General features: G+C 56.1%; 20 protein-coding genes, 1 tRNA gene and 1 pseudogene. 15 read left to right on the forward strand and 7 right to left on the reverse strand.

The window, feature by feature from the left end; translation table 11 throughout:
- From RDL66_RS07070 to RDL66_RS07115, 10 genes and pseudogenes are all read left to right on the forward strand, one after another.
- Positions 1–771: pseudogene (locus RDL66_RS07070) on the forward strand (hypothetical protein); the annotation flags it as partial.
- 359 nt (positions 772–1,130) lie between these two features.
- Positions 1,131–1,973: an AAA family ATPase gene (locus RDL66_RS07075; protein WP_308536196.1), complete on the forward strand. Its 843-nt coding sequence runs from the start codon at positions 1,131–1,133 to the stop codon at positions 1,971–1,973.
- Positions 1,963–2,802 carry a ScpA family protein gene (locus RDL66_RS07080; protein ID WP_308536155.1) on the forward strand — a complete coding sequence of 280 codons (840 nt, stop codon included), beginning with the start codon at positions 1,963–1,965 and terminating at the stop codon, positions 2,800–2,802. Before RDL66_RS07075 ends, RDL66_RS07080 begins: the two co-directional genes overlap by 11 nt.
- Positions 2,793–3,461 carry an SMC-Scp complex subunit ScpB gene (gene scpB / locus RDL66_RS07085; RefSeq protein ID WP_374042912.1) on the forward strand — a complete coding sequence of 223 codons (669 nt, stop codon included), beginning with the start codon at positions 2,793–2,795 and terminating at the stop codon, positions 3,459–3,461. The genes RDL66_RS07080 and scpB overlap by 10 nt, the downstream gene beginning before the upstream one ends.
- The gene (locus RDL66_RS07090) at positions 3,433–4,269 is read left to right on the forward strand and encodes a pseudouridine synthase (RefSeq protein ID WP_308536158.1); all 837 of its coding nucleotides are present in this window, start codon (positions 3,433–3,435) and stop codon (positions 4,267–4,269) included. The genes scpB and RDL66_RS07090 overlap by 29 nt, the downstream gene beginning before the upstream one ends.
- Positions 4,266–5,495, forward strand: a complete 1,230-nt coding sequence (locus RDL66_RS07095) for a prephenate dehydrogenase (protein WP_308536159.1) — start codon at positions 4,266–4,268, stop codon at positions 5,493–5,495. Before RDL66_RS07090 ends, RDL66_RS07095 begins: the two co-directional genes overlap by 4 nt.
- A 146-nt stretch (positions 5,496–5,641) precedes the next feature.
- Positions 5,642–6,367 (forward strand): (d)CMP kinase, encoded by a 726-nt coding sequence (gene cmk, locus RDL66_RS07100; RefSeq protein ID WP_308536161.1) that lies wholly within the window; start codon positions 5,642–5,644, stop codon positions 6,365–6,367.
- Between the two features lie 44 nt (positions 6,368–6,411).
- Positions 6,412–7,983: a ribosome biogenesis GTPase Der gene (der, locus tag RDL66_RS07105; RefSeq protein WP_308536163.1), complete on the forward strand. Its 1,572-nt coding sequence runs from the start codon at positions 6,412–6,414 to the stop codon at positions 7,981–7,983.
- A 111-nt stretch (positions 7,984–8,094) separates the two neighbouring features.
- Positions 8,095–8,168, forward strand: a tRNA-Pro gene (locus tag RDL66_RS07110).
- Between the two features lie 764 nt (positions 8,169–8,932).
- Positions 8,933–9,910, forward strand: a complete 978-nt coding sequence (locus RDL66_RS07115; RefSeq protein WP_308536165.1) for a hypothetical protein — start codon at positions 8,933–8,935, stop codon at positions 9,908–9,910.
- A gap of 97 nt (positions 9,911–10,007) precedes the next feature.
- Here RDL66_RS07115 and RDL66_RS07120 read toward each other — a convergent pair whose 3' ends face one another.
- Positions 10,008–11,846, reverse strand: coding sequence for a long-chain fatty acid--CoA ligase (locus tag RDL66_RS07120; protein ID WP_374042913.1), 1,839 nt, complete (start codon positions 11,844–11,846; stop codon positions 10,008–10,010).
- Between the two features lie 168 nt (positions 11,847–12,014).
- On the opposite strand from RDL66_RS07120, the gene RDL66_RS07125 reads away from it, so the two are divergent.
- Complete coding sequence (locus RDL66_RS07125) at positions 12,015–13,397, forward strand: hypothetical protein (protein WP_308536169.1); 1,383 nt, start codon at positions 12,015–12,017, stop codon at positions 13,395–13,397.
- A gap of 83 nt (positions 13,398–13,480) precedes the next feature.
- On the opposite strand, the gene glnA is transcribed toward RDL66_RS07125, so the two are convergent.
- A complete protein-coding gene (gene glnA, locus RDL66_RS07130) occupies positions 13,481–14,902 on the reverse strand; it encodes a type I glutamate--ammonia ligase (RefSeq protein ID WP_308536170.1) in 1,422 nt (473 codons plus the stop codon).
- 296 nt (positions 14,903–15,198) lie between these two features.
- Between glnA and RDL66_RS07135 the strand changes: the two genes are divergently transcribed.
- The 4 genes from RDL66_RS07135 to rraA all read left to right on the forward strand — a co-directional run bounded on the left by RDL66_RS07135 (position 15,199) and on the right by rraA (position 19,392).
- Positions 15,199–16,305, forward strand: a complete 1,107-nt coding sequence (locus tag RDL66_RS07135) for a thiamine ABC transporter substrate-binding protein (RefSeq protein ID WP_308536171.1) — start codon at positions 15,199–15,201, stop codon at positions 16,303–16,305.
- Positions 16,306–16,332: 27 nt separating this feature from the next.
- Positions 16,333–18,030 (forward strand): iron ABC transporter permease, encoded by a 1,698-nt coding sequence (locus tag RDL66_RS07140; RefSeq protein ID WP_308536173.1) that lies wholly within the window; start codon positions 16,333–16,335, stop codon positions 18,028–18,030.
- A 4-nt stretch (positions 18,031–18,034) separates the two neighbouring features.
- Positions 18,035–18,802: an ABC transporter ATP-binding protein gene (locus RDL66_RS07145; RefSeq protein ID WP_308536174.1), complete on the forward strand. Its 768-nt coding sequence runs from the start codon at positions 18,035–18,037 to the stop codon at positions 18,800–18,802.
- Positions 18,803–18,900: 98 nt separating this feature from the next.
- Positions 18,901–19,392, forward strand: coding sequence for a ribonuclease E activity regulator RraA (gene rraA / locus RDL66_RS07150; RefSeq protein ID WP_374042914.1), 492 nt, complete (start codon positions 18,901–18,903; stop codon positions 19,390–19,392).
- A gap of 152 nt (positions 19,393–19,544) precedes the next feature.
- On the opposite strand, the gene RDL66_RS07155 is transcribed toward rraA, so the two are convergent.
- Genes RDL66_RS07155 through RDL66_RS07175 form a run of 5 tightly spaced genes read right to left on the reverse strand, consistent with a single transcriptional unit; the run spans position 19,545 to position 23,389 of the window.
- Positions 19,545–20,213, reverse strand: a complete 669-nt coding sequence (locus tag RDL66_RS07155) for a hypothetical protein (RefSeq protein WP_299294200.1) — start codon at positions 20,211–20,213, stop codon at positions 19,545–19,547.
- The gene (locus tag RDL66_RS07160) at positions 20,210–20,914 is read right to left on the reverse strand and encodes an ATP-binding cassette domain-containing protein (RefSeq protein ID WP_299294198.1); all 705 of its coding nucleotides are present in this window, start codon (positions 20,912–20,914) and stop codon (positions 20,210–20,212) included. Before RDL66_RS07160 ends, RDL66_RS07155 begins: the two co-directional genes overlap by 4 nt.
- 2 nt (positions 20,915–20,916) lie before the next feature.
- Entirely contained in the window at positions 20,917–21,663 is a 747-nt protein-coding gene (locus tag RDL66_RS07165) for an ABC transporter permease (protein ID WP_308536176.1), read from the reverse strand.
- Positions 21,660–22,661: an ABC transporter ATP-binding protein gene (locus tag RDL66_RS07170; protein WP_299294194.1), complete on the reverse strand. Its 1,002-nt coding sequence runs from the start codon at positions 22,659–22,661 to the stop codon at positions 21,660–21,662. The genes RDL66_RS07165 and RDL66_RS07170 overlap by 4 nt, the downstream gene beginning before the upstream one ends.
- Positions 22,616–23,389, reverse strand: coding sequence for a hypothetical protein (locus RDL66_RS07175; RefSeq protein ID WP_308536178.1), 774 nt, complete (start codon positions 23,387–23,389; stop codon positions 22,616–22,618). Before RDL66_RS07175 ends, RDL66_RS07170 begins: the two co-directional genes overlap by 46 nt.
- Between the last annotated feature and the right edge of the window lie 14 nt (positions 23,390–23,403).

Genomic DNA, 23,403 nt, shown 5'->3' on the forward strand with positions numbered 1-23,403 from the left:
AACGGGGAGGGTGTGAAAGCGAAAGCTGACGCCCTAGGTGCTAGCAAACTGATGATTATCGGCGGGACCGGCGTCATGCCCGATGCTACCGTCCAAGCCGCCGCCACCGGCATCATCCCGAAACCGAAGTCTGCAGCGGACATGTCTATGGACGAAATGCGCGCCAACCTCACGAAAGCGAACGCGGCAACCTTTAGATATGGGTCAGACATGGAGTACTATCTGATGGCTCCCAAGCCTTCCCCGAAGGGTGATTACCTGGTGGGTGCGGCATTTGCAGAGGGGCCGCATTTACAAGCATTTTTCCCGAGCTGGGAGCCGACTGGTTTAACTGCGGAGAATATGAAACATGGGCAATGCTACCCGAATAATACTTCAGTTCGGGTGGGCGGAATACCTTGCGATAATTTTCCTTCGTGGCAAGAAGTCCTCAATATGGCAGGTGATCCCACACGCGCTTCTGCTTCATTCACCTGGGATGGTCCGGGTTTTTATCAACGGAGCGTTACCAAGCTGGGCAATATAGGCGGCGTTATTGAATCCAAGCTGTGGTATGAGAAGGATTCGGGTGTAGGTGCTGATCCCCAGAAAGTGGCTCGTCTGCAAGAAGGTCAATACATTGAAGCACTAATGCCAGAGGTTAACCTCCAATTTATGTGCGGTGCTTCGGGTGGCACCATGAAGTGTTTCGAATGGTTTACTGACGATTCGGAGCCCTCATCGTACCAAACCAGGAGCAACCCAGTCTGGCTGTCATTCTCCTACAAATAAACCGATAGCCTGATTGACGCGGGTGGCGGGGAACGAAAGCTCTCCGCCACCCGTTTTGGCGCGAGGTATGTACCTGTGACTTCGGGTCAAATCAAGGGCGTCCATACTCTTGATTTCGTGTCGGGTGTACATGTAATAGCTGGTCAGCACGTTTTGGAGAGACTGGTCCGCTGGCCGCGCGGGCGGTCTTAGCGCGGAAAGCCATGCCGAACTAACTCTATACAGAAAACCTGTTTGCAGCCTAGGTGTTGTTGAGGTGGCGCTGATGGGAAACCCGCTTGCAGGGAACCGGTGGTGTGGTGGCATGTCAAGGGAACAACTTTGGGTAAACTGTAAAGGTGAATGCTAACCAACCCGCGATGATGCCTGTTCCTGATACGGATAAAGAGTTCCCGGTCCCGAAGCCTCTCAAAGGCCACGGCCCGGCGCGGATTATCGCCATGTGTAACCAAAAGGGCGGGGTTGGCAAAACTACGACATCCATTAACTTGGCGGCCGCTTTGGCTGAGTATGGTCGCAAGGTCCTGTTGGTCGATTTCGATCCGCAGGGCGCGGCCTCGGTAGGTTTGGGCATCAACGGTCACGAGATGGACACGACTATCTATTCCCTGATGGTCGGGCCGCACCGTGACTTGACGACGGCCGATGTCATTCACCACACCAACACGGAAAATCTGGATATCATTCCGGCCAACATTGACCTTTCTGCCGCGGAGCTGCAGCTGGTAAACGAAGTGGCGCGAGAATCTATCCTGGCGCGAGTGTTGCGGGAAGTGGAGCCGGATTACGACGCGATTATCATTGACTGCCAGCCGTCACTAGGTTTGCTCACGGTCAATGCTTTGACGGCGGCTCACGGGGTGATTATTCCGGTGTCCACCGAATTCTTCGCCCTGCGCGGGGTGGCGCTGCTGATGGAAACTATTGAAACCGTGCGCGATCGGTTGAACCCGAAACTGCAGTTAGATGGCATTTTAGCGACGTTGGTGGACTCGCGAACCCTGCATTCCAAAGAAGTTCAGGAACGGTTGCTTGAAGCCTTCCAAGACAAAATGTTTTCCACCGTCATCAAACGCACCGTGAAGTTCCCCGACTCTACCGTGGCGACCCGGCCCATCACCGAGTTCGCCCCCACCCACGAAGGTGCCCAAGCCTACCGCCGCTTGGCGCGCGAAGTGATAGCCAAGGGCTATGTCGCCTAACCCTGCCTCGAACCCGTCCGTCACAGCACCGGACAACCATGCAGCACCGGACTTGGACACGGCGGACACCCCCGCTTTTGAGGTCCATTCACCCGAGTACACCGGACCGTTTCACCTGCTGGCGGACTTGGTCGCGAAACGCAAACTGGACATCACCGCTTTTGCCCTCGCCGAAGTGACCGCGGATTTCCTCGCCTACCTGGACAAATGGCCCAACCTGGCCGAAGCGACGGAATTCCTGGTCATCGCCGCGACCCTGCTGGATATTAAAGCCGCGCGACTCCTGCCGGGCATGGCTGACAGCGAGGAAGACCTGGAGCTCCTGGAAGCCCAGGATCTGCTGATTTCCCGGCTCATTCAATATCAAACTTACAAAGAAGCCTCGAACTTCGTGGAGGCGCAGCTGCAGGCCTTTCAACTGGTGACGGGCCGCGTACCGGGCGATGAGCCGGCTTTGAAACACGTGTTGGCGGAACTGAAAACCCAGATAGATCCCGAGGAATTGGCGCGCCGCGCCGCCGGAACACTCTACGCGGTTCCTCCCCAAGTTCTGGTCGCTCACCTGCACGATCCGCTCGTTTCGGTCTCTGAGCAGACCGCGGTGCTGACCGAGCGCCTGGAACGAGCCCGCACGCTTACGTTTAAAGAGCTCGTGGCGGACGCCAAAACCCTGCCGGTGGTCATTTCGCGGTTCTTGGCGCTGCTGGATATGTATCGCTCTGGGTTATTGAGTTTTACCCAGGAAAATCCTTTGGGTAAGTTAGTTATCATCTGGGTCGGCTCCAGCGACAGCGAGCCCGCACCCCGCAATGAGGACGAATGGGAATGAGCGACAACCAAGACTTGTGGGCTTCCCTGGAAGCTATTTTGATGATTACCGAAGCGCCGGTGGGTGTGGACGTGTTGTCCGAAGCACTACAAACCCCGGAAACAGAGGTGCTCGCTGCCCTGCAGGGGTTAGCGGCCGAGTATCGTGGCGAGGGTGGGGACGGAGCCCTGTTTAGCCGGCCACGAGGGTTTGAGCTGCGGGAAGTCGGCGGCGGGTGGCGCATCTACGTGGCACCGCAGTTTCAGACCTTGGTGCAGCGTTTCGTCACTCTGGGTTCCACCGGTCGGCTTTCACAAGCGGCGTTGGAAACGTTGGCGGTGGTGGCTTACAAACAGCCCTGTACTCGTGCCCAAGTCGCCGCCATTCGCGGGGTCAACGTGGATTCAGTAATGCGTAACCTAGCAGCGCGCGGGCTCATCGAGGAATGCGGCCAGACGAACCTCGGAGCTTTGCTGTACCGCACCACCGCGGCTTTCCTGGAACAGACCGGGTTGGACAGCCTGGAACAGTTGCCGCCCCTCGCACCGTATATGCCGGCTAATCCTGACCTATCCCAAGTTTTGGCGGCGGAAACAGCCGATGTCCTGTGGGATGCCCAAACCCAACGCAGCGCGGAAGACGACGATATGAATGAAACAGAAAGCAGTAACGATGACTGAGATAGAAACCGAAAACACCGTGAACAGTGACAATCCGCTCTTGCCCGAGGTTGAAACTGAAACCCGGGACCACCCCGAGGCCGGCAGCGAACCCGAGCGCCTCCAAAAGGTGCTATCTCGCGCCGGGGTCGCCTCGCGGCGGGCCAGCGAGGACTTGATTGCGCAGGGTCGCGTCCAGATAAACGGTGAAACCGTGCGCGAAATGGGGGTAAAAGTCCTGCCTACGGACCGGATTACCGTGGACGGCCAGCGTGTTCACACCGATACAGTCTTGCAGGTCTGGGCTTTTCACAAGCCCGTTGGTACCGTTTCTTCGATGCAGCCCGAGGACGATCGGCCCTGCATCGGGGATTGGGTGACGAAACTGCCTGAGCGGGTCTATAACGTGGGCCGTTTGGATGTCGCCACGGCGGGACTGCTGCTGCTGACCAACAACGGCGAACTGGCGAACCGAATCATGCACCCGTCTTACGAAGTCCCGAAAACCTATGTCGCGGTGGTGCAAGGCCAGGTCAAGATGGGTTTGGGTAAGGTGTTGCGCCGTGGGGTCGAGCTGGAGGACGGCACGGTGAAAGTCGACAAATTCAAACTCATCGAAGTGCGCAAGGGCTCATCGATTGTGCAGCTGACCCTGCATTCGGGCAAGAATCGCGTGGTGCGTCGTCTGCTCTCCGCGGTGGGCCACCCGGTGTCGGCTCTGACCCGCACGGGAATCGCCAACCTGACTTTGGATGGCCTGAAAGAAGGCCAGTTCCGGCTGCTGCACGGCAACGAACTGGCCGCCTTACAAGAAATGGTGGGACTATGAGCGAGACCTTGCCGCCATCTGCCCCGCGGCCCGGTGCCGCCGTGGTCGGCACGCGGGGTCCGGTATTAATTATCGGCGTCGGTTTGATTGGCGGTTCTATCGGGTTGGCGTTGCATCGCGCCGGAGTGGACGTTTACCTGCGAGATGCGTCCCCGACAGCGATGGCTTTGGGAGAGAGCCTGGGAGCCGGTCGGGTCTGGCAGGAGGGTCTGCCCGCGCCTTCCCTAGTGTTGGTCGCGACCCCTCCCGATGTGACTGCCGGTGTCGTGTTGGCGGCTTTGCGGGAGTTTCCCGCGGCGTTCGTGTTTGATGTCAGTTCCGTCAAGGACGCGGTGGTGCACGAGGTCGTGGCGGGGGATCGTCCCGCAGCGCCGCGCTATTGCTCGGTACACCCCATGGCTGGCAAGGAAGTGAACGGAGTGGGAGCCGCCACCGCAGACTTATTTGCGGGTCGGCCCTGGGTGGTGGTGGCGCATGAGACTACCTGCCCCGATGCGGTGTTGGCGGCGCGAACTTTGGGGACAGACCTGGGCGCGTTCCTGTTGACTTTGGACGCTGACGAGCACGACCGGGCGGTCGCGTTGGTTTCGCACGTGCCCCAGCTGGTGTCCTCCCTGATGGCCGGGCTGCTGGTGACGGCACCTCCGGCCGCTTTGGAACTGGCTGGTGGCGGCTTGCGCGACGTAACCCGCATCGCGGCCTCGGACCCGCGGCTGTGGAACGCTATCCTGGCCGGCAACGAAACTGCGGTGCGTGAAATCCTGGTGGAACTGCAAGGTAACCTGCAGGCTCTCATCGCCGGACTGAGCCCGGATATTCACTGCGATACCGGCAACCCGGACGGAAATCCAACCGAAACAACCCCGCCCACCCGACCTTGTGAACCCTCTCAGACCACCGCGCGCACCGCCTGGAATTCTCCCGCGGTGGGCGCAATTAATACTGTGTTGGTGCGCGGAAATGAGGGCGTGGGCCGGATTCCTGGCAAGCACGGTGATGCCGCCTCGAAGTACGGGGTGGTGGCGGTGCTGGTCCCGGATGAGCCGGGTTTCCTGGGACGTTTGTTCAACGATGTGGGTTCAGCCGGCATCAACGTGGAGGATTTTCGCTTGGAACACTCGTTGGGACAAGCGCGCGGGCTGGCCTACCTGTATGTGACGCCGGCTTCGGTAGAGCCGCTGATGGCACACCTGTCGCAACGGGACTGGTCCCTGGCCGAGGTTTGAATCGGGGAGCGCTTAACATCGGATTTTTTCGGCAAAACGGGTCATTACAAGCCCTTTTGCCTGTAAAATAGGCTTGCTTAGGGCGTTACCGGTTTCAATGTGGAATACTGGAACGTTGCTAAATACCTGGAAAGTGTAGGGGAGTCATGGAATACGCGAACTATGAGGCATTGCGCGAAAAGATTTTGGGGCGCGGGGTGGTGGTCGCCATCGACGGACCCAGCGGTTCGGGCAAATCCACCATTTCGCGCAACGTGGCGGCAGCCCTCGATTTGGGCTACCTCGATACGGGAGCGATGTATCGCGCCGCGGCTTGGGGTGTGGAGCACCGCGGGGTGGACCTCAACGATCCTGTAGCCATCGCAGCAGCAGTGCAGGCCATGAAGTTCACCGTCAACGCGGTTCCCCACGCGCCCAGGATTTTTGTGGATGATGTCGATGTCATGCACGTGATTCGTACGGATCACATCAACACCATCGTGTCCGCTGTCTCGAGCGTACCGGAGGTGCGTACCACGCTGATTGCGCTGCAGCGCGACATCATCGCCCAGGCCCGCGAATCTACTCGCGGTATCGTGGTGGAAGGCCGGGACATCACCACCGTGGTAGCGCCCGATGCGCAAGTGCGGATTCTCTTGACTGCCAGTGCGGCGACGCGGGTCAGTCGGCGGGCTTTGGCCGATCAAGGTGACGCTCAGAGCGAAACTCTGGACCGGGAACGCGCCTTGGTGTTGGACCGTGATGCCCGCGACGCCAAAGTTACTTCCTTCCACGCGGCCGCCGATGGGGTGACCACGGTGGACTCCACCGATTTGAGCGTGTCGCAAACTTTAGATACGGTTATGCGTCTGATTGATCAGGCGACGAATTGAGGCTTGGCCCGGATTTTGGCCTGGCCGTAACGCACGGGGGAATAATGACCGAGGAAAACACCGGAGACACCGGAGACGCGACGCTGTCTCAACAGCCCAATCCGATTGCGTCCAGCGATGAACTTCCTGACGTGGAATACGAAAACTTTGTCGATGATGGCACGGTAGACCCCGCGGACGCAGCGCGTGATGAAATGCTGCGCGAGGGGCTGCAAGATTACGACTTGGAGCCGGAGGATTTGGATCTTCTGGACGGAGACATGACTCTGGACTCCGCCGGACTGCCCGCCGCTCCAAACTGGCCCACCCTCGCCGTGGTGGGTCGCCCTAACGTCGGCAAATCCACCCTGGTGAACCGCATTTTGGGCCGCCGTGAAGCCGTGGTGCTGGACGAACCGGGAGTGACGCGAGACCGGGTCACTTATGATGCCCACTGGAACGGACGCAATTTTCATCTGGTTGATACTGGCGGCTGGGACGTGGGGGTTTCCGGGCTGGACCGGGCGGTCGCGGACCAGGCCGAAATTGCGATTGACCTGGCGGACGCGGCTTTGTTCGTGGTGGACGCGAACGTGGGGGCGACCGCTACCGATGAGCGTTTGATGAAGCTGCTGCGCCGTTCCGGTAAGCCGGTGCTGCTGGTGGCTAATAAGGTTGACTCGGAGCGTCAAGAGGCCGATGCCGCCGCCCTGTGGAACCTCGGCATGGGTCAGCCCTACCCGATTTCTGCCCTGCACGGGCGGGGGACCGGAGACTTGCTGGACGCTATTTTGCAGGTGTTGCCCCAGGCCGGAGCCACACCGGTGACGCGTGCCGAAGACTCTACGCCGCGGGTCGCCCTGGTGGGCCGGCCCAACGTGGGCAAGTCCTCGCTGCTCAACGCTCTGTCCGGGGCGGGACGAGCCGTGGTGTCCGAGGTTCCCGGCACCACTCGTGACCCGGTGGACGAGGTCTTGGAGCTGGACGGTGAGCAGTGGGTTTTTGTGGACACCGCGGGGGTGCGGCGGCGGGTCAAGCGCAGCGTCGGGGCGGATTACTATTCGGTGCTGCGCACCCAAGCCGCCATCGAAAACGCTGATGTGGCGCTGGTCTTGTTGGACGGGGGAGAGCCTCTCACGGAACAAGACGTGCGGGTCGTGAACCAGGTCGTCGAGGCAGGTCGGGCCTTAGTGCTGGTGAACAACAAGTGGGACCTGGTGGACGAATATCGCCAGGGCGAACTGAAATATGAGCAAGAGGCGGATTTGGCGCACGTGTCATGGGCACCGAAGATTAACGTCTCGGCGAAAACCGGGTGGCACACGAACCGGATTGCCCGGGCGTTGCGAGCGGCCTTGGAGGGGTGGACCATTCGGATCCCAACTTCGCGTTTGAACGCATTTTTGGGCGAGCTGGTGGCGGCTCATCCCCATCCGCTACGCGGCGGCAAACAGCCGCGTATTCTTTACGCCACCCAGGCGGGGGTGTGTCCGCCTCGTTTTGTCCTGTTTACTACCGGTTTCCTTGACCCGCAGTACCGACGTTTCATCGAACACCGCCTGCGGGACACCTTTGGTTTCGTAGGTACCCCGGTGCGCATCGGGATGCGGGTGCGCGAAAAGCGAAAAGGCCGCTAGGATTTTCCGCGATTTTCCAACGATTTATTCCCTTTTCAAGCGTCCGGGGCGGCAGCGTTTTTCCCTTCGGTTGCCAATAGGGTAAAGTGTCTATGTTGCTTTTTGGGCAATCGGGCTGTGGCGCAGTTTGGTAGCGCACTTGACTGGGGGTCAAGGGGTCGCAGGTTCAAATCCTGTCAGCCCGACAGTTTGTTTAACGGGTGGCTCCTTTTTAAGCAGAGGCAGGTTGGGTCTGAATGTTTCGGCTTCCGGTTCGCTGAGAACGAAATTTTGGCCTCAATTTCACATTCAACAAATAATCTAAACAGTCGCTAGATTTTGGAACTATGTTCACGGAATGAATACAAAATACCTTCGCGCTGTCGGCTGTCACGTTGAGAGGCTATTGTCTCTGAACTCAGCTCAAATCTGAGGGTTAGCTGAAAAAACGCCTAAATTCGCCGAGCGTTCCTGAATGCCTGAGAATTTTTGGTAAATCTCTTAGGAATCCGGTGGTGGTCAACGGGGCATTTTTCCGTCAATCTGGCGTGTCACGCAAACAAGAGACGTCAAATGCTGATAAACACCCTCCCATGTGGGGTTTTGTCACAAAACTGGTCTGTGTCTAAGTTCAAATGTGAATACAAAAATGATTTTAATGTCAGGTCAAATGACCCCTTTGTTCGCATCCAATAAATGTGATATTTCTCACATAAAAGATTGATTCCTTACCCCCTGGAAATGTTTTAAATGGTGATAATTCAGCGATTTTTCCTGTAACCCAGCTTAAAACTTACTGAGATGAAAAATTTGACTTTAATTTGGGGGGTTGGGTGGAGCAATCAATCGGCGTAAATAGGCCGAAATCGACTATACTTATGAGTACGGGTTGACTGTAATAAGGGTAACCGGAAGGCAGCAACTGAAGAGCGATATACAGGGTATCGCTGGAGCATGGAGGTCTCCGATCATGAAAAATTCACATAAGCTTTACGCCGCAGGAGGCGGCTTACTTATAGCTGCGGTGATGGGTTTCGCTCCGTCTTTCGCGGACGATGGCACGCAAGTTGCACTCGAAACTGATCCCGCCATAGAGGTGGCAGGCGCTACTGCTGCCGATAACGACATTACTGTCGCCGGTACTGAGGAAACTGAGGAAGCCACGCAGGCGACTCAGGGTGAACCTGCTACTTCCGAAGATGCCACCGCAGAACCTGCTCCGGGTGCAGAACCCACCGAGCAGGAAACTACACCAGCCCCCGAAACCACCGAAACGGAAGTCTCTGAAACTGCTGAGGAACAGACTGCCGCTCCTGCTGAAGAGGGCACTGATACCCAGGCTGAGCCTGCTGAGGAAACCGTTCCAGCCGAGCCTCAGGCTGAGGAGCCTGCTCCTGCCGCCGAGCCGGCAGAGCCTGCTGAACCGGCTGAACCTGCCCCGGCGCAAGTCGTTCCCGTTACTTACGTGGTGCCTCATTACAGCGCAATGGCTCCGGTTTCCACTCCGGTCGCGGCTCCTGATCCCCAGGCTCCCGCTCCGTTGCTGACCATGGCAAAGACCGAAAATACTCCTCCGGCTGACCCCAACGGTCAATCCCAAGTTGTGTGGTTTGAGCTTCCGGAACCTGCCGGCCCGGCTTTGGTTCCCGGTCAGACCACCCCGTTGCTGAACTCGGCCGTTTCTGAGGCTCCGGCTGTCAACGCGAACGTAGTTCCTGCTACTGCTGTCCAGGCCTCCGCCGTTCAGGCCGCCCCTGCTCAGCAGGCCCAAGTTAATCGGGCTCAGGCCGTCTCCGAAGCTGGCACTTTGAGCCGTTCCTTGGCTCGCACCGGCTCCGTTGCCCAATATGCTGCTTTGCTCTCTGTCGCTGCCCTGATTGCCGGCGTCGGATTGCTGGCTGGCGCAGTCGCCACCACGCGTCGCCGCGCCAGCGAGGTTGAACGGTAACTCGTTCAATCCGAATAACTAAAACCTCCACTGGTTGGACCCGCCGCGTGCGGGTCCAACTTGATTTAAGCCCTCAATGCGCCATCCCGCGCAGAGCCTATTTCGCGTAGATAGATTCGATTTCTTTTGCGTATTTTTCAATGACCAGCTGCCGGCGAACTTTTAAGGACGGAGTCAACAGGCCATTGTCCACAGTAAAGTCACCTATAATAACCCGCACTTTGCGGATGGATTCGGCCCTGGAGACACTGGCGGAGGCTCGCTGGGCGCCTTTCATCAGGGATTCTTGGACAGCGGGGTGAAGGGCGGCAGTCGCCGGATCCATAGGCGGAAGTTTGTGGTTGGCCAGCCACGTAGGCAGCATTTCCCTGTCCAAAGTCACAAGAGCCGACACAAACGGCCTTTTGTCCCCGATAACGACCACGTTGGAAACCAGCGGGTGGCCGCGGAACGAGTCCTCCAACGGCGCCGGAGAGACGTTCTTTCCCGAGGCCGTCACGATAAGCTCTTTCTTGCGTCCGGTAATGCTGAGGAAACCGTCGTCGTCGATTTCGCCTAAGTCTCCACTGGAGAACCATCCGTCGGGGTCCAAAGCCTCGCGGGTCGCCTCGGGGTTGTTACGATACCCGCGCATCACCAGGTCGGACCGGACAAAGATTTCCCCGCTGCTGTCGAGTTTGATTTCCACTCCGGGCAGCGGGCGCCCGACGGTGCCGATTCGGATATTGCCGGGAAGGTTGCCGGTAACGGGTCCGGCGGTTTCTGTTAGACCCCAGCCTTCGATGACAGTCAGGCCCACGCCGCGGAAAAAATGCCCCAGACGCGCGCCTAGGGGAGCCCCACCGCTGATGACCCAGCGGCAGTCCCCGCCCATCAGTTCCAAGAGTTTAGAAAACAGCAGCTTGTCCGCAATCGCGCGGGAACGATGCAACCTGAATCCCACAAACTTGCGGTTTGGATCCTCTAAAGCTTCTGAGTAGTGAATGGCTTGCGCCGCCGCCCAGCTGAAAATCGTGTGTTTCAAACCGCGGCCGGCCTTGACTTGGGCAGCGGTGTAAATTTTTTCTAAAACTCGAGGCACCACAATCATGCTGGTGGGGCGGAAGGACTGCAGGTCGTTCAGCAGGTTTTTCACGTTGGGGACGCACCCCAGCATGCCCCGCCCGGAAAGTACCGTGTAGGAACTGAAACGGGCAAAGACGTGAGCCAGCGGTAAAAACAGCAGCATACGGGTCTTTTTGTTGTCGATGACTTCGGGCAGGCTGTCCCCAATCATCAAAGCCATATAGACGAAGTTGCGCTGGGTCAGCTCCACGCCTTTCGGTTTGCCGGTCGTGCCAGAGGTATAGACGATGGAGAGCAGCGAATCGAGATTGACCGCAGCTAAACGTTCCCGAACTTCCTGTTTGCGGATGTTGGTTCCTTTGAGGCGGATCTCATCCAGTGCCCCGTCCTGGAGAGCGGCCACCCCGCAATCCACGACCCGTCCGGTGGACTCAACCAAACGGGTCTGAGTAGCGGTTTCGGTAATGACAAAACGCGCCCCAGTATCTTCCAAAATCCAGTCCACCTGGGCAGCCGAATCGGTTTCATAGATAGGAACCACGGTCAGACCAGCCGACTGGGCGGCGTAATCCAACAAAATCCAATCGTAGGAGGTCCCGGCCATGATACCGATGCGGTCCCCGGCCTGAAGGCCCATACCGATAAATCCGCGCGCTACATCGATAATCTGGTTAGCCATAGTGGAGGCGGTGATCTCTTCCCAGCCATCACCGAAAGGCTGCGGCCGCATCATCACGACGGCTTGGGGAGTGCGCCGCGCGCGGGTAAAAAACAGCGCAGGTATGGAATCGTTAGGTTCCAAGCTGACTTGGGCGGGGGTGGCGTAATAATTCGTGGTCAACAGAGCCTCCTGAATCAATAGGTTTAACATACCGCAAAATAGGTCGAACGATAGAACATAGTATTTGGCTCAACCGCGCCGAAATGGTGGACTTTGTGGCTGCGGAGCCTCATAATGAAACCAGCAAAGCCGATGTAAGACTTATCAAATTGGCGGAAATAACTTCCTATAGCAATCTGATCGAGAGGGGGAGTATCCATGAGCATTCCTGCGGTTGGCCCCTCCTTTCCGCTAGGGAATCCGGGGGTTGCTAATGCTGCCAATGCGGCTAATGCCGCCCAAAATGCCACAACTGCCGCTCAAAACGCCCAAGCTGCGGTCAACAACGCGGCAGCGAATATGGGGGCGGCCGTCCAGCAAAACCTGAGTGCTACCGGCATGCCGATTCCCCAAAACTCTGCCGCCATCGCCAATATTGTGGCGGGTCTGGCATCGGCCCAAAACACTTCTGAGGCCGCCACCGGAAAACCCAATCCGGCGTCCGCCCAATCTAACGCCTCCCCGGCTACTCAGCTGTTGCCCAACACTGGAACCTCCGGCACCAACCTTGACTCCGCGTTGCAAAACTCCCGCAGTGCCTGGCAAAACGCCGCCGGGCAAGCCGCCACCTCAAAGGGTGGGGCGAATCCAGATTCTTTAGCACGCATGCTGCAGACCTTTTCCCAATCCACCGTGTCTCCCGGCACGGTACAAACGTCTTTGGGGCGCGCCCAGATTATTCCTCCCGGACAGGGGGCAAACCTTTACGCTGCGGCCCAAAATAGCGGAGCCGCAGCCACGGGGAACCCAGCTACCACCGCGGGAGCCGCTAATCCGGGCACGACCGCGGCGGGAACTGCCGCGCAATCCGCCCTGCCCACCCCGGCTAACGCTGCGGCCAGCGCAAATACCGCTCCCGCAATTTCAGGCCAAGCGGCGGCCGCACAACTGGCCGGCGCCCAAACGGCTACGCAGACAGCTGCCGGAGCAGCGACCCTGCGGGCGGAAGGAGCCCAGACCCAGGCGGCTCCTGCTCCCGCGAACCCGACCGGTACTCCCGCGAGTGCTCCCGGCGGACCGGAGGTTCCGGCCGCTTTGCCCGAAGCCGCGGTGCGCCTAGCCAACGTGGCTCAGGCCAACGTTCAGCAGGCCGTTGCGCAGGCGGCGGCGGCCAGCGAAGGCAAAACCGCGGCGGCACATCCCCAAAACCAGGCACGCAACGCTGCCGTAGGCCCCGACGCCAATCCGGCACCCGCTTTGCCAGCCCCGATGACGCCCCAGGATCCAGCCCCGAAAGCCGGCCAGTTAGGCACCAGCGTCACTGGCGTGTCGGAGGATCCGATGTATATGAGCCAAGTTGCGGCGGCCAGCGGATTCGGGGCGAAACTGCAGCAAAGCCTGAACCTGAACCTGGGTATCGCCAACCTCACGGCCGGCAACCTCATCAGTTTTTGCGGCGTGCTGGTGATAACCCTGGTCATCATGCGAGTGTTTGTTGACGGCGTGGTTCCAGAGGAAATTGTCGCGCTGAGTTTCGCCGCCATCATCGGGATTATGCTGATGATAGGGCCGTGGCTGATGCGGGGAAAACCCGGGGATTAAAACGCGCCGCCGCCACCCGGAAAAAGTGACGGCAACGTGAAAGCGCGGCAGAACCCTTGTGAACCTGCGGAAAACGGCAACTATTAGCAGTTATAGTACAGTTCAAACTCCAGCGGGTGGGGATGCACGAACAACTTTTGCACCTCATTTTCGCGCTTCAGGCGAATCCAGGTCTCTAACAGGTCAGTCGTGAACACGTCGCCTTCGGTGAGGAACTCGTTGTCGTCCTCCAGCGCGTGCAGCGCCAGGTCCAACGACGGCGGCAGTTTGTCGATGTCGCGGTACTCCTCAGGAGGAAGCTCGTAAAGGTCTTTGTCGATAGGGTCAGCGGGTTCGATACGATTGCGAATCCCGTCCAGACCAGCCATCAGGATGGCGGGGAAAGCCAGGTAGGGGTTCGCCGAAGTATCGGGCACGCGGTACTCGACACGCTTCGCTTTCGGGGAAGTCCCGGTGACCGGAATGCGAATGCAAGCCGAACGGTTACGCGCCGAATACACCAGGTTCACCGGGGCTTCGAAGCCCGGAACCAGGCGGCGGAAAGAGTTGATGGACGGGTTCGTAAACGGCAGAATCGCGGCCGCGTGACGCAGCAACCCGCCGATAAACCAACGTGCCAGGTCAGACAGGCCGCCATAGCCGTTTTCACCGTAGAACAGGGGATTGCCGTCTTTCCACAGAGACACGTGGCAGTGCATTCCCGAACCGGCCTGACCCCACAGCGGCTTGGGCATGAAAGTCACGGTCTTGCCCAGTTCGATAGCCTTGTTTTTCACGATGTATTTGAACACCGTGAGGTTATCCGCGGCGTGCAGCAGAGTGGAATAGGTGTAGTTGATTTCCTGCTGACCCGACGCCCCGACTTCGTGGTGGGAGCGTTCAATTTCAAAACCCGTCTCTTGCAAGGCGCGCACAATGGCGTCCCGGTCATCGGCGGTGGCATCCATCGGGGGTACCGGGACATAACCAGCTTGGAACGGCATCTTGTTGCCCAAGTTGTGCCCGTCCTCCCAATCGCCGGAGGTCACGGGCGATTCCCGAGAACCAATTTTTACGAAAGTATCGTGCGGATCGGTGCGGAACTGGATGGAATCAAAAATGTAAAACTCCGGTTCGGGAGCGAGAAACGCCGTGTCGGCGATGCCGGTGGACTTCAGGTAGGCTTCCGCTTTCTGGGTCACGCCGCGCGGATCGCGAGAAAACGGTTCGTTCGTAAAGGGATCCACGATGGAGGAATACAGCACCAGGGTCGGTTCCCGGCGGAACGGATCTACGAAAGCCGCGGTGGGATCGGGAATCAGCTTCATGTCGGACTCGTGAATCGCGGTGAAACCGTTGATGGACGAACCGTCAAACATCATCCCGTCAGTAAGCGTTTCCTCCAGCATATTTGTGGGGATGGTGAGGTGCTGCATAGTCCCATAAAGGTCGGAGAAGCGCACATCGATGAAACGAATGTTTTTTTCTTTCACAAAATTAATTACTGATTGCGAATCATTAAACATTCCGGAACCTCCTACAAGGTAAAAATTATTACATATTTACCTCTCTATTTTTACCTTTACCCCCGAGGTCCGCCAAATCGGCGCGCTTCCGGATTTTGCCTGGCAATGGCATATACTTAGAGGCACGACAGGGGAGCGAAATTCGCTGAGAATGCCGTGGCTTCGTGCATTGCATGAGGCAGGCAGACCCTCGCACCAGGCAAGTAATGTTGCCGAGGAAGTCGAGTAAATCTCGGTTTGCGTCGCCCAAGACGTGGACTTTTCCCCTGCTCTTACTGATTATAGAAAGGGCAGTTATGTTTTCCATTACTCGTGGACCAGCCTCGTCCCGGACTTTGGCAGCGTTGGCCGCAGCAGGGTTGTGCGCGGCTTTGCTGGCGGGTTGCAGCGATTCGCGTCCTGCAGATAGCGCCACCAGCACCCCGGGAACCGACCAGGACAAGTCCAGCAGCACGGTGACCCTTGTGACCTATGATTCATTCCCCCTGAGCGATGAGACGGCCGCCGCCTTCACCAAGAAAACCGGTTACAAGTTAAAGGTGGTTAAGAACGGCGATGGGGTAGAGCTGACCAACAAGCTGATTTTGACCAAGGATGCGCCGTTGGGAGACGCCGTGTTCGGGTTTGATAACAACACCGCTCAGGCCGCTGTTGATGCCGGAGCCCTGGCTGATTTCACCGGGAAACTAGCTCCCAGCGTGCAAAAGGTACGCGGGGATTCGAAACAGTTGGTTCCCGTGGACCGCGGTGAGGTTTGCGTGAACTACGATGTCGCCTACTTCCAAAAGAAAGGCCAGCAGCCCCCGGCGACTTTCGACGACCTAGCGAAACCTGAATACAAGAACCTCACCGTGGTGGAGGATCCCCGCACGTCCACGCCGGGCTTAGCGTTCCTGCTGTCCACCATCAACGCCAAGGGTGAAAACGGTTGGACGGACTACTGGAAGTCTCTGAAAGAGAATGGGGTCAAGTCCGTGGGTTCGTGGGACGATGCGTTCAACGTCGACTTTACGGCGGGTTCTAATGACAACGGCAGCGCGGCTTACCCCATCATGGTGTCCTACGCTTCCTCCCCGGCTTGGGCGGTCAGCGATGACGGGAGTGTTTCCACCATCGGTAATGTGCCGGCGACTTGCTACCAGCAGATTGAATACGCCGGGGTGCTGAAAGGTGCCAAGAATCCGGCGGGTGCAGCGGCTCTGGTCCAGTTCCTGACCGAAGAGACGGCGCAAAAGGACCTGACCGAGAACAACTACATGTATCCGGTGTTGGATTCGGTGCAGCTGCCGGAGGCTTTGGCCAAGTTTGGCGCCCCGTCGGGCCAAGCGGCCATGTTGAAAGAGTCCGACGTGGTTAAGAACCGTGAAGCCTGGGTACGTTCCTGGGCCTCGATTATGGGCTAGTCGTCCCTAGTGTTCGAAAGGCGATAAATGGAAAAGACAGCCCCCAGGGTGGCTATAGCGGTGATGATTTTCCTGCCGCTGGCTTTCCTGGGGCTGTTTTTTCTGTGGCCGACCCTGCGGATTATCGGCCTGGGTTTGAGCGGTACGGCGGCTGGTTTGGGTTCCGACGGGAGTGCCGGTTTCGGTGGGGTTTTGCGCGAAATGCTCGGTCGAACCCGGACCTGGACGACCCTGTTTTGGACCCTGGAGATGGGTTTGCTGGGGACCATATTCTCAGTTTTCCTAGGTGTCGCCGGGGCTTGGGTGCTTTACGGGCTGCGGATTCCGGGGCGTCGAGTGTGGCGCACCCTCACCGGGGTGCCTTTCGTGTTGCCATCGGTAGTCGTCGGGGTAGCGTTCCAGAATTTGTTGGGGCCGGGAGCGCCTATGGGTTTCCTGGGTCTGTCCGAGAGCCGTGCCGCGATTATCTTGGCGATGGTGTTTTTTAACTTTTCCCTGGTCGCGAGGATTGTTGGCAACGCTTGGATGCGTTTGGACCCGCGTCCCGCACAAGCGGCGCGGGCGCTCGGGGCCAGTCCGGCTCGGGCATTTCTGACCGTGACCCTGCCGCGGCTGGGTCCGGCGATTTTTGCCGCGGCTTCCCTGGTGTTCCTCTATTGCATCACGTCTTACGGCCTGATTCGGGTGCTGGGTGGGGTAAAAATCACGACGTTGGAAGTCGAGATTTACCTGGAAACCGCCAGTTACCTCAATCTTTCGGGAGCCGCAGTGTTGTCTATCCTGCAGATTCTCATCGTGTTGGCGGCTCTGGGTATTAATGGGGTCGCGCGGGCGCGTTTTGAACGTGTGGGGGCGTTGCGCACTGTGCCGCCCCGGCGGGTGCGCCGTGAGGACGCTTTCGCGCTGGTTTTGACCGGTTTCGGGATTTTGTTGGTGACGGTGCCGCTGGTTTTTATGGTGGTGGCTTCGCTACGTTTGGCGGGTCGCTGGACGCTGGCGAACTATCGGGCGTTGGGTCAGCCAGGAATTGTGGCGCAGCTGCCGGGTACCGTTTGGGGAGCGTGGGGGTATTCCCTGCAGGTGGCGCTGCTGTCCTGCGTAATTTCCCTGGTCATGGGGCTGTCGGTGGCCCTGGTCGTGTCCCGCCGAGTGCCGCTGAACTCGCGGTGGCGCGGGGCTCAGGAACTGTTCGATATGCTGTTTTCCTCTCCCCAAGGCGTTAGCGCGGTTACGGTGGGTTTCGGAATGTTGATAACTTTGCAGGCTCCGCCGCTTTCCCTGCCCGCTAACGCGGCGTTTCTGGCGGCCGCACAAGCGGTGGTGGCAGTGCCGCTGGTGCTGCGTTCGGTCTTGCCGACCTTGCGAGCCATCAATCCGCATCTGCGGGAGGCGGCCGCGACTTTGGGGGCCAATCGCCTGCAGTCTTTCGTCACGGTGGAGCTGCCCGTTTTGGCGCGGGTCAGCGGGGTCGGGGCTGGTTTCGCTTTCGCGATTTCTCTGGGGGAGTTTGGGGCGACCAGCTTCTTGGCCAGGCCGCTGGAGCCTACGCTGCCGGTGGCGATTTTTGCTTTGAGTTCCCGTCCGTCCGCGCAGGCACAAGGGGCGAGCGCCGCCGCGAGCGTGGTGCTGGCGCTGACTTGTGCGTTGGTCATGTTCGTGGCAGAAAACGGTTTTGCCGCTACTACGCGAAGCCCGCGGCGGCGACTGTCCCATAAAGGAGAATAAACACGTGAACGATATTGCCCACCCGGGCTTGTGCCTGCGGCAAGTGACCTTTTCCTACCCGCCAAACCGACGCGGTGAGGCTCCTATGCCGGTTTTGCAGGCCGTGAACCTGGACGTGAACCGGGGCGAAATCATGGTGCTGCTGGGTCCGTCGGGCTGCGGGAAATCAACCCTGCTGCAGGTTGTGGCGGGATTGCTGCCAGCCGATTCTGGCACTCTGACCTGGGATGACGTCAACCAGGAGCCCATTGCCACCCATCGGCGCGGATTCGCGATGCTGTTTCAAGACGGCCAGCTGTTTGCCAACCGCAATGTGGAACGCAATGTTGGTTACGCCCTGGAACTGCGCCGCCCACGCCCTAGCAAAACGGAAATAGCCGCCACGGTCGCCGAAATGCTGCAGCTGGTGCGGTTAGAGGGCATGGAAAAGCGTCGTGTCGACACGCTTTCGGGAGGGCAGGCCGGGCGAGTCGCCCTCGCTCGTGCCCTAGCGGCCAGGCCAAAACTACTGCTACTAGATGAGCCGCTCTCCGCCCTTGACGAACAGTTGAAGTACGAGTTAGCCGCTGAAATCCGCGACATTGTGAAACGCAGCCACATCACCGCTGTTTACGTCACCCACGATCAGGCGGAGGCCGCTCTAGTGTCGGATCGCGTGGGGATCATGCTCGACGGGGTGATTCGCCAGACCGGCACGTTGGGGGAGCTAAAAACCCACCCGGAGACCCGTGAAGTCGCCAAATTCCTGGGGGTCGGCTTTCCTCACCGGTAGTTTGAGAAATTCGTTAGACTGGTGACGCCAGCGCCCCGAGACCGGTGTATTCGTACCATTCTTGCGGTATGCAGTGGTGTTTCGGAAAGGAAACGACAATGAAACAAGACATGATAGCCCCCCTCGCAACCACGGATTTGTATGACGAATACGGTGACAAGCTGCGGGTTTGTGATATTCAGATGGCTAACTTTGGCGGGCACAAGGCTTTCGCCGGCCAGATTGCAACAATCCACTGCCACCTCGACAACGGCCTGGTGAAAGCCACGCTGAACTCCCCGGGGGAGGGCCGGGTCCTGGTCGTTGACGGAGAGGGGGACCTGCACACGGCCTTGTGCGGCGACATGATTGCGGGTGCCGCGGTAAAGAACGGATGGGCCGGGGTCGTCATCAACGGGGCGATTCGCGATTCGGCAACGATTCGCGGTCTGGCCCTGGGGATGAAAGCGCTGGGCACTACCCCTCGTAAATCCGCCAAAGACAGCGTGGGTGAAACCGATGTCGAGCTAAACTTCGGGGGCATCACGTGGCGCCCCGGAGACATCTTGCACGCCGACATGGACGGAATCGTTTTGCTGCCCAAAGAGTAAGCCAGCGCTACGCAGTCCCTATCTAAACGGCATTTATCGTGTCTGGGGTGCGCTATATGTTTTTGGTATGGCTGAGAAAATACTCGCGTTCACTTTTACTCAGCAAAGGTAGATTTAGGCCATTAGAAATTGGGAAGTCAGGTTTCAGAGGTTTAAAAACAGTCGATTTTCCGCACCTTCTGCCTGGTCAACATTCCCAATACGGCAGCAACACCCAGACAAAAAACAGCGGTACTACTGCCTGCGATTAAGGACACCCAGACTGGACCGCTATTTGCCAGTGTATTCGGAATCAGGCAGGCCCAAATAATACCGTTCAACACCGTTGCGCGCGTGGACCCGGATATGACCCCAACGCAAGCACCGATTATTGCCATGCTAAAAACTGAAATGGCCAAAATTGCCGCGTAGAATAGCGGCGTCAGTAAAGAGATTCCCGAGACGGCGCAATAAATTGATTCAGAGATCCAAAAACCTATTGATACTGCGCCTGCGCCTAGCGCAGAGTGTAAATGCAACTTAGTTTGAAACACTTTCGTCCGACCACCTGGGAGGCTAAACAGGAAGGAGCGTTTGTCTGGAAGGTAATCGTAAACAACGCCGTAGGATACTATCCAGCTCACGTATATCGTAGCGATGAATAACGTAATCGCGGCAGGTATAGAGATGCTCAGGGTTAGTGGAAACGGCCCGAGAGTAGTCGCCCCATCCACGCCAAGCAACCTAAAAAATAAAGAGAACACCAGCGGTAGAGCCAAGGAAAGCGACCCTAATATCCAATAAGGTTTTTTGTTCAAAATACGCAGTTCGTACTGTTTCATTTTTTCACCTGTGCGTTAATCAGAGTGGAATATTTTTTAAGGAAAGCATCATATTTATTGTGTTTGACGCAGGAGTCTGTGAAAGAACCTTGGTTCATGAAGAAAATCCGATTCGCTAATGAAGATACGAGGGGAAAATCGTGGCTCACTAAAATTGTCGTTGTACCGCGAGCAGTTGCAGAACGAATGATTTCGACAAATCCCTCTACACCGGAGGCATCGATTCCGGTGGTTGGTTCATCCAACAATAACAATTCTGGCTGATTCGCGAGCGCTAGACCTAAAGCAAGTTTAGAGCGCATCCCTGTTGATAGTTTCGACAAAGGGACATGTGCTTTCTCAAGCAGCCCTGCCGTCTGGAGAATTTTCTCCGGAGTTACATGGGTTACCTCACCGTAAACCAACCGAGATTCCAGCAATTCAAGACAACTATGCGCGTCTTCCCCCTTAGGTAGTGACAGATTCGTTCCCATCATGCTGAGGTACCAATCGGATGATTTTCCGTCAACTTTCCGGTTTTGGAAACTGAAGCTGCCGGAAGAAGGCCAAATTAATGTGGCAAGAATTTTTAGCAGCGTTGACTTACCAGCACCATTAGGACCGATGATTGCCACGATTTCTCCGGGCTCAGCTAAGAAACTGATATCGTCAACCAGGATTTTGCCATCCACTGACTTGATTAAGTTTTGTGTATCTAGCATTTTTACCTCCTTTTGGACAATCCAACTAAACAAAGCGTCAAGGTTACGCAAAGCCAGACAATCAGAGTAAACAATAGTCTGTTCGAATCAGGCAATGGTTGCGCAAAAGCGTAATAGCCCATTAACTTGCGTGAAGGGACAAAAGGTAAGTAATCATGAATCGCATTCAGCCACTCTGGCAATCTTGATGCTGGATAGAGAATCGGGGCAAACAGCAGCGCGGTAATCATCAATAACTGGCTCGCAACCTGGGTCCCGGCTTCTGGTAGCCATAAAGCCAGCGTATATCCTAAAGCGAGATAAGTGATTATGCTAATCAGTAAAACCGCAAGCAATTGCCACGACAGCATTGGAAAGAGACCAAAACGTAACCAACACGCCATGATTATCATGACTATTCCAGGCAGTGCTACTAAAATCCAGATCAAAAAATCAGAAAACAGCAGAACAGGTCTCGATATAGGCAGATTTTTTTGGTAATCAAGGAATCTTTCGGTTCGACTTTGAGATAGAATTTGAGGCGCTATAGAAATAGCAATAGCTATAAGAGACAACTCTATTGTTCCAACGCAAACTATTTCGGTACCCGTAGCATCTAAATCTCCCATTAAAAGAGTCGCACCGTAAACGATAGCTAAAGCGAAAAAGGCTTGTACTATGGTAAGAATAGGCAAGAGATATCGATGACGCAGAAAACTCCACAAAAATACCCCAGCAAACTGGCGGATGTGATGAATGATGAAATTCATCGCACACCTCCTTCACTTTGCTGGAGTAAGTCACGGTAAATTAGGTTGAAGGTAACAGGGCTGACTTCTAAATCTAAATTGGGCAAGGATTGTAGAGCTTTCCGATATAGATTGGAAATTAGTGAAAACTGAGTTTTAGGCACAAGGTAATAGTCGTTCTTATCTTCATCTTCTCGTTTCCACTGTTGCATAGCTTCTTCTATGGCTATGGGCAAGCTGGAATTCGTAAATCTGATAACCAATTCGGAAGCTAAACTTGTGAGAGTATCGGGAGTTGTATCAAGCGCAAGTTTGCCAGACTCTACTACCATAAAACGATCAACATACTGTGTGGTATGCTGCATGTCATGAGTAACGACCATCACAGCATGTCCATTATCAACTAGTTGCCGCATAAGCTGCCAGAGTTGAAGCCTACGACTAGCATCTATGTCGTTGGTTGGTTCATCAAAAAGATAAAGTTCTGCAGGCTGTAGAGCTGTCATCCCGAAGGACACGAGGCGTTGCAGGCCACCTGAAAGTTTTTCGCTGCAGGTTTTCGCATAATCGCCTATACCGATTTGTTCCAAATAAGCAGTGGCTTTCCTTGTCGATTCTGATCTAGACACACCTCGAATCATTGCTGCAGCACTAAGTGATTCAAGCACGTTGACGCCTCGAATTGGAGCATACCATTGTGGCATAGAGGCGGAAATTTGACGCGCAACTCTTGGAGATTTGAGAAGCGAAGAACCTTTGTAGTAGATTTCTCCGGAAGTAGCCTTAACAGCTGAAGAGATAATTCCTAATAACGTTGTTTTTCCCGCACCATTTGGTCCGGTAAGTGCCGTAAGTTCACCAAGGTTTACATCGAACGAAACATCCTTAAGTGCATAGGAGGAGGAACCTCGATATTGTTTACTTAACTTCCGTATGGTAAGCAATGCATCATAGGAATTAGACTGAAAATCTATCAAATTAATAATCCAATCGAAGACAAAGCGAATAATAATGGCCATAAAAGGAGTAATGTTACATCATAAGCAATCCCTAGTAAATGAACAACTAAAGCGAGTTTCCCCTTCTCAAGATTAATCATTAATAGGGGATTGTCGAAGGCAAGACACAGAATCCAGCGACCATCGGTTTTTCTCGCTATATTGAATTCCCAAAAAATACGAAATATGATTGTAGATAAGGCACTAGACAACCAGGGGCTGGAATCAGGTAATATCAAAATAAGCAGAGCGGCAATCGAAATATCAATAACAAGCCCGCAGCAAATTGCAACAAATCGTGCAGGACTTGACCACATCCAGATGTGATTAAGATTTGTGCGAAACGTAGATCGTAGAATACTACCAGATACGGAAATAGTTTTTCCAAAAAATAAGTGCCCAAGTTCATGTAGAATAGACGTCACCAGCGCAACGAATACAATATATAAAAGTTCTACTAGCATTGTAGCACCTTTAATAACCCAATCTTTCCCAAAAAAGAAACTATGAACTGTTAAATACCTTAATATCACCACCAATCCCAAGACGAAGATCGTTCCAAATATGATTATGATCGCATTTTCAACAACAGTTCTCCACGTAAGAGAATTTGTTATTCCGTATGGATGAACACAATCCAAATCTTCTTTATAAGTATCTATCTTTCCAGCGTTGCGCAAAACTCGAGGCGTCTCTCCGGTTTTTACTTCCAAAATATCGCCGGATCTTAACATTCGATACTGTCCCATTATCCACTCCGTGC

The organism is uncultured Mobiluncus sp., from assembly GCF_902488535.1.
Lineage (GTDB): Bacteria > Actinomycetota > Actinomycetes > Actinomycetales > Actinomycetaceae > Mobiluncus.

What these genes read in the sequence shown, in the direction of transcription:
- RDL66_RS07075 (WP_308536196.1), top strand. Translation starts at nt 1,131, where the DNA reads ATGATGCCTGTTCCTGATACGGATAAAGAGTTCCCGGTCCCGAAGCCT.
- RDL66_RS07080 (WP_308536155.1), top strand. Translation starts at nt 1,963, where the DNA reads ATGTCGCCTAACCCTGCCTCGAACCCGTCCGTCACAGCACCGGACAAC.
- scpB (WP_374042912.1), top strand. Translation starts at nt 2,793, where the DNA reads ATGGGAATGAGCGACAACCAAGACTTGTGGGCTTCCCTGGAAGCTATT.
- RDL66_RS07090 (WP_308536158.1), top strand. Translation starts at nt 3,433, where the DNA reads ATGAAACAGAAAGCAGTAACGATGACTGAGATAGAAACCGAAAACACC.
- RDL66_RS07095 (WP_308536159.1), top strand. Translation starts at nt 4,266, where the DNA reads ATGAGCGAGACCTTGCCGCCATCTGCCCCGCGGCCCGGTGCCGCCGTG.
- cmk (WP_308536161.1), top strand. Translation starts at nt 5,642, where the DNA reads ATGGAATACGCGAACTATGAGGCATTGCGCGAAAAGATTTTGGGGCGC.
- der (WP_308536163.1), top strand. Translation starts at nt 6,412, where the DNA reads ATGACCGAGGAAAACACCGGAGACACCGGAGACGCGACGCTGTCTCAA.
- RDL66_RS07115 (WP_308536165.1), top strand. Translation starts at nt 8,933, where the DNA reads ATGAAAAATTCACATAAGCTTTACGCCGCAGGAGGCGGCTTACTTATA.
- RDL66_RS07120 (WP_374042913.1), bottom strand. Translation starts at nt 11,846, where the DNA reads ATGTTAAACCTATTGATTCAGGAGGCTCTGTTGACCACGAATTATTAC.
- RDL66_RS07125 (WP_308536169.1), top strand. Translation starts at nt 12,015, where the DNA reads ATGAGCATTCCTGCGGTTGGCCCCTCCTTTCCGCTAGGGAATCCGGGG.
- glnA (WP_308536170.1), bottom strand. Translation starts at nt 14,902, where the DNA reads ATGTTTAATGATTCGCAATCAGTAATTAATTTTGTGAAAGAAAAAAAC.
- RDL66_RS07135 (WP_308536171.1), top strand. Translation starts at nt 15,199, where the DNA reads ATGTTTTCCATTACTCGTGGACCAGCCTCGTCCCGGACTTTGGCAGCG.
- RDL66_RS07140 (WP_308536173.1), top strand. Translation starts at nt 16,333, where the DNA reads ATGGAAAAGACAGCCCCCAGGGTGGCTATAGCGGTGATGATTTTCCTG.
- rraA (WP_374042914.1), top strand. Translation starts at nt 18,901, where the DNA reads ATGAAACAAGACATGATAGCCCCCCTCGCAACCACGGATTTGTATGAC.
- RDL66_RS07155 (WP_299294200.1), bottom strand. Translation starts at nt 20,213, where the DNA reads ATGAAACAGTACGAACTGCGTATTTTGAACAAAAAACCTTATTGGATA.
- RDL66_RS07160 (WP_299294198.1), bottom strand. Translation starts at nt 20,914, where the DNA reads ATGCTAGATACACAAAACTTAATCAAGTCAGTGGATGGCAAAATCCTG.
- RDL66_RS07165 (WP_308536176.1), bottom strand. Translation starts at nt 21,663, where the DNA reads ATGAATTTCATCATTCATCACATCCGCCAGTTTGCTGGGGTATTTTTG.
- RDL66_RS07170 (WP_299294194.1), bottom strand. Translation starts at nt 22,661, where the DNA reads ATGGCCATTATTATTCGCTTTGTCTTCGATTGGATTATTAATTTGATA.
- RDL66_RS07175 (WP_308536178.1), bottom strand. Translation starts at nt 23,389, where the DNA reads ATGGGACAGTATCGAATGTTAAGATCCGGCGATATTTTGGAAGTAAAA.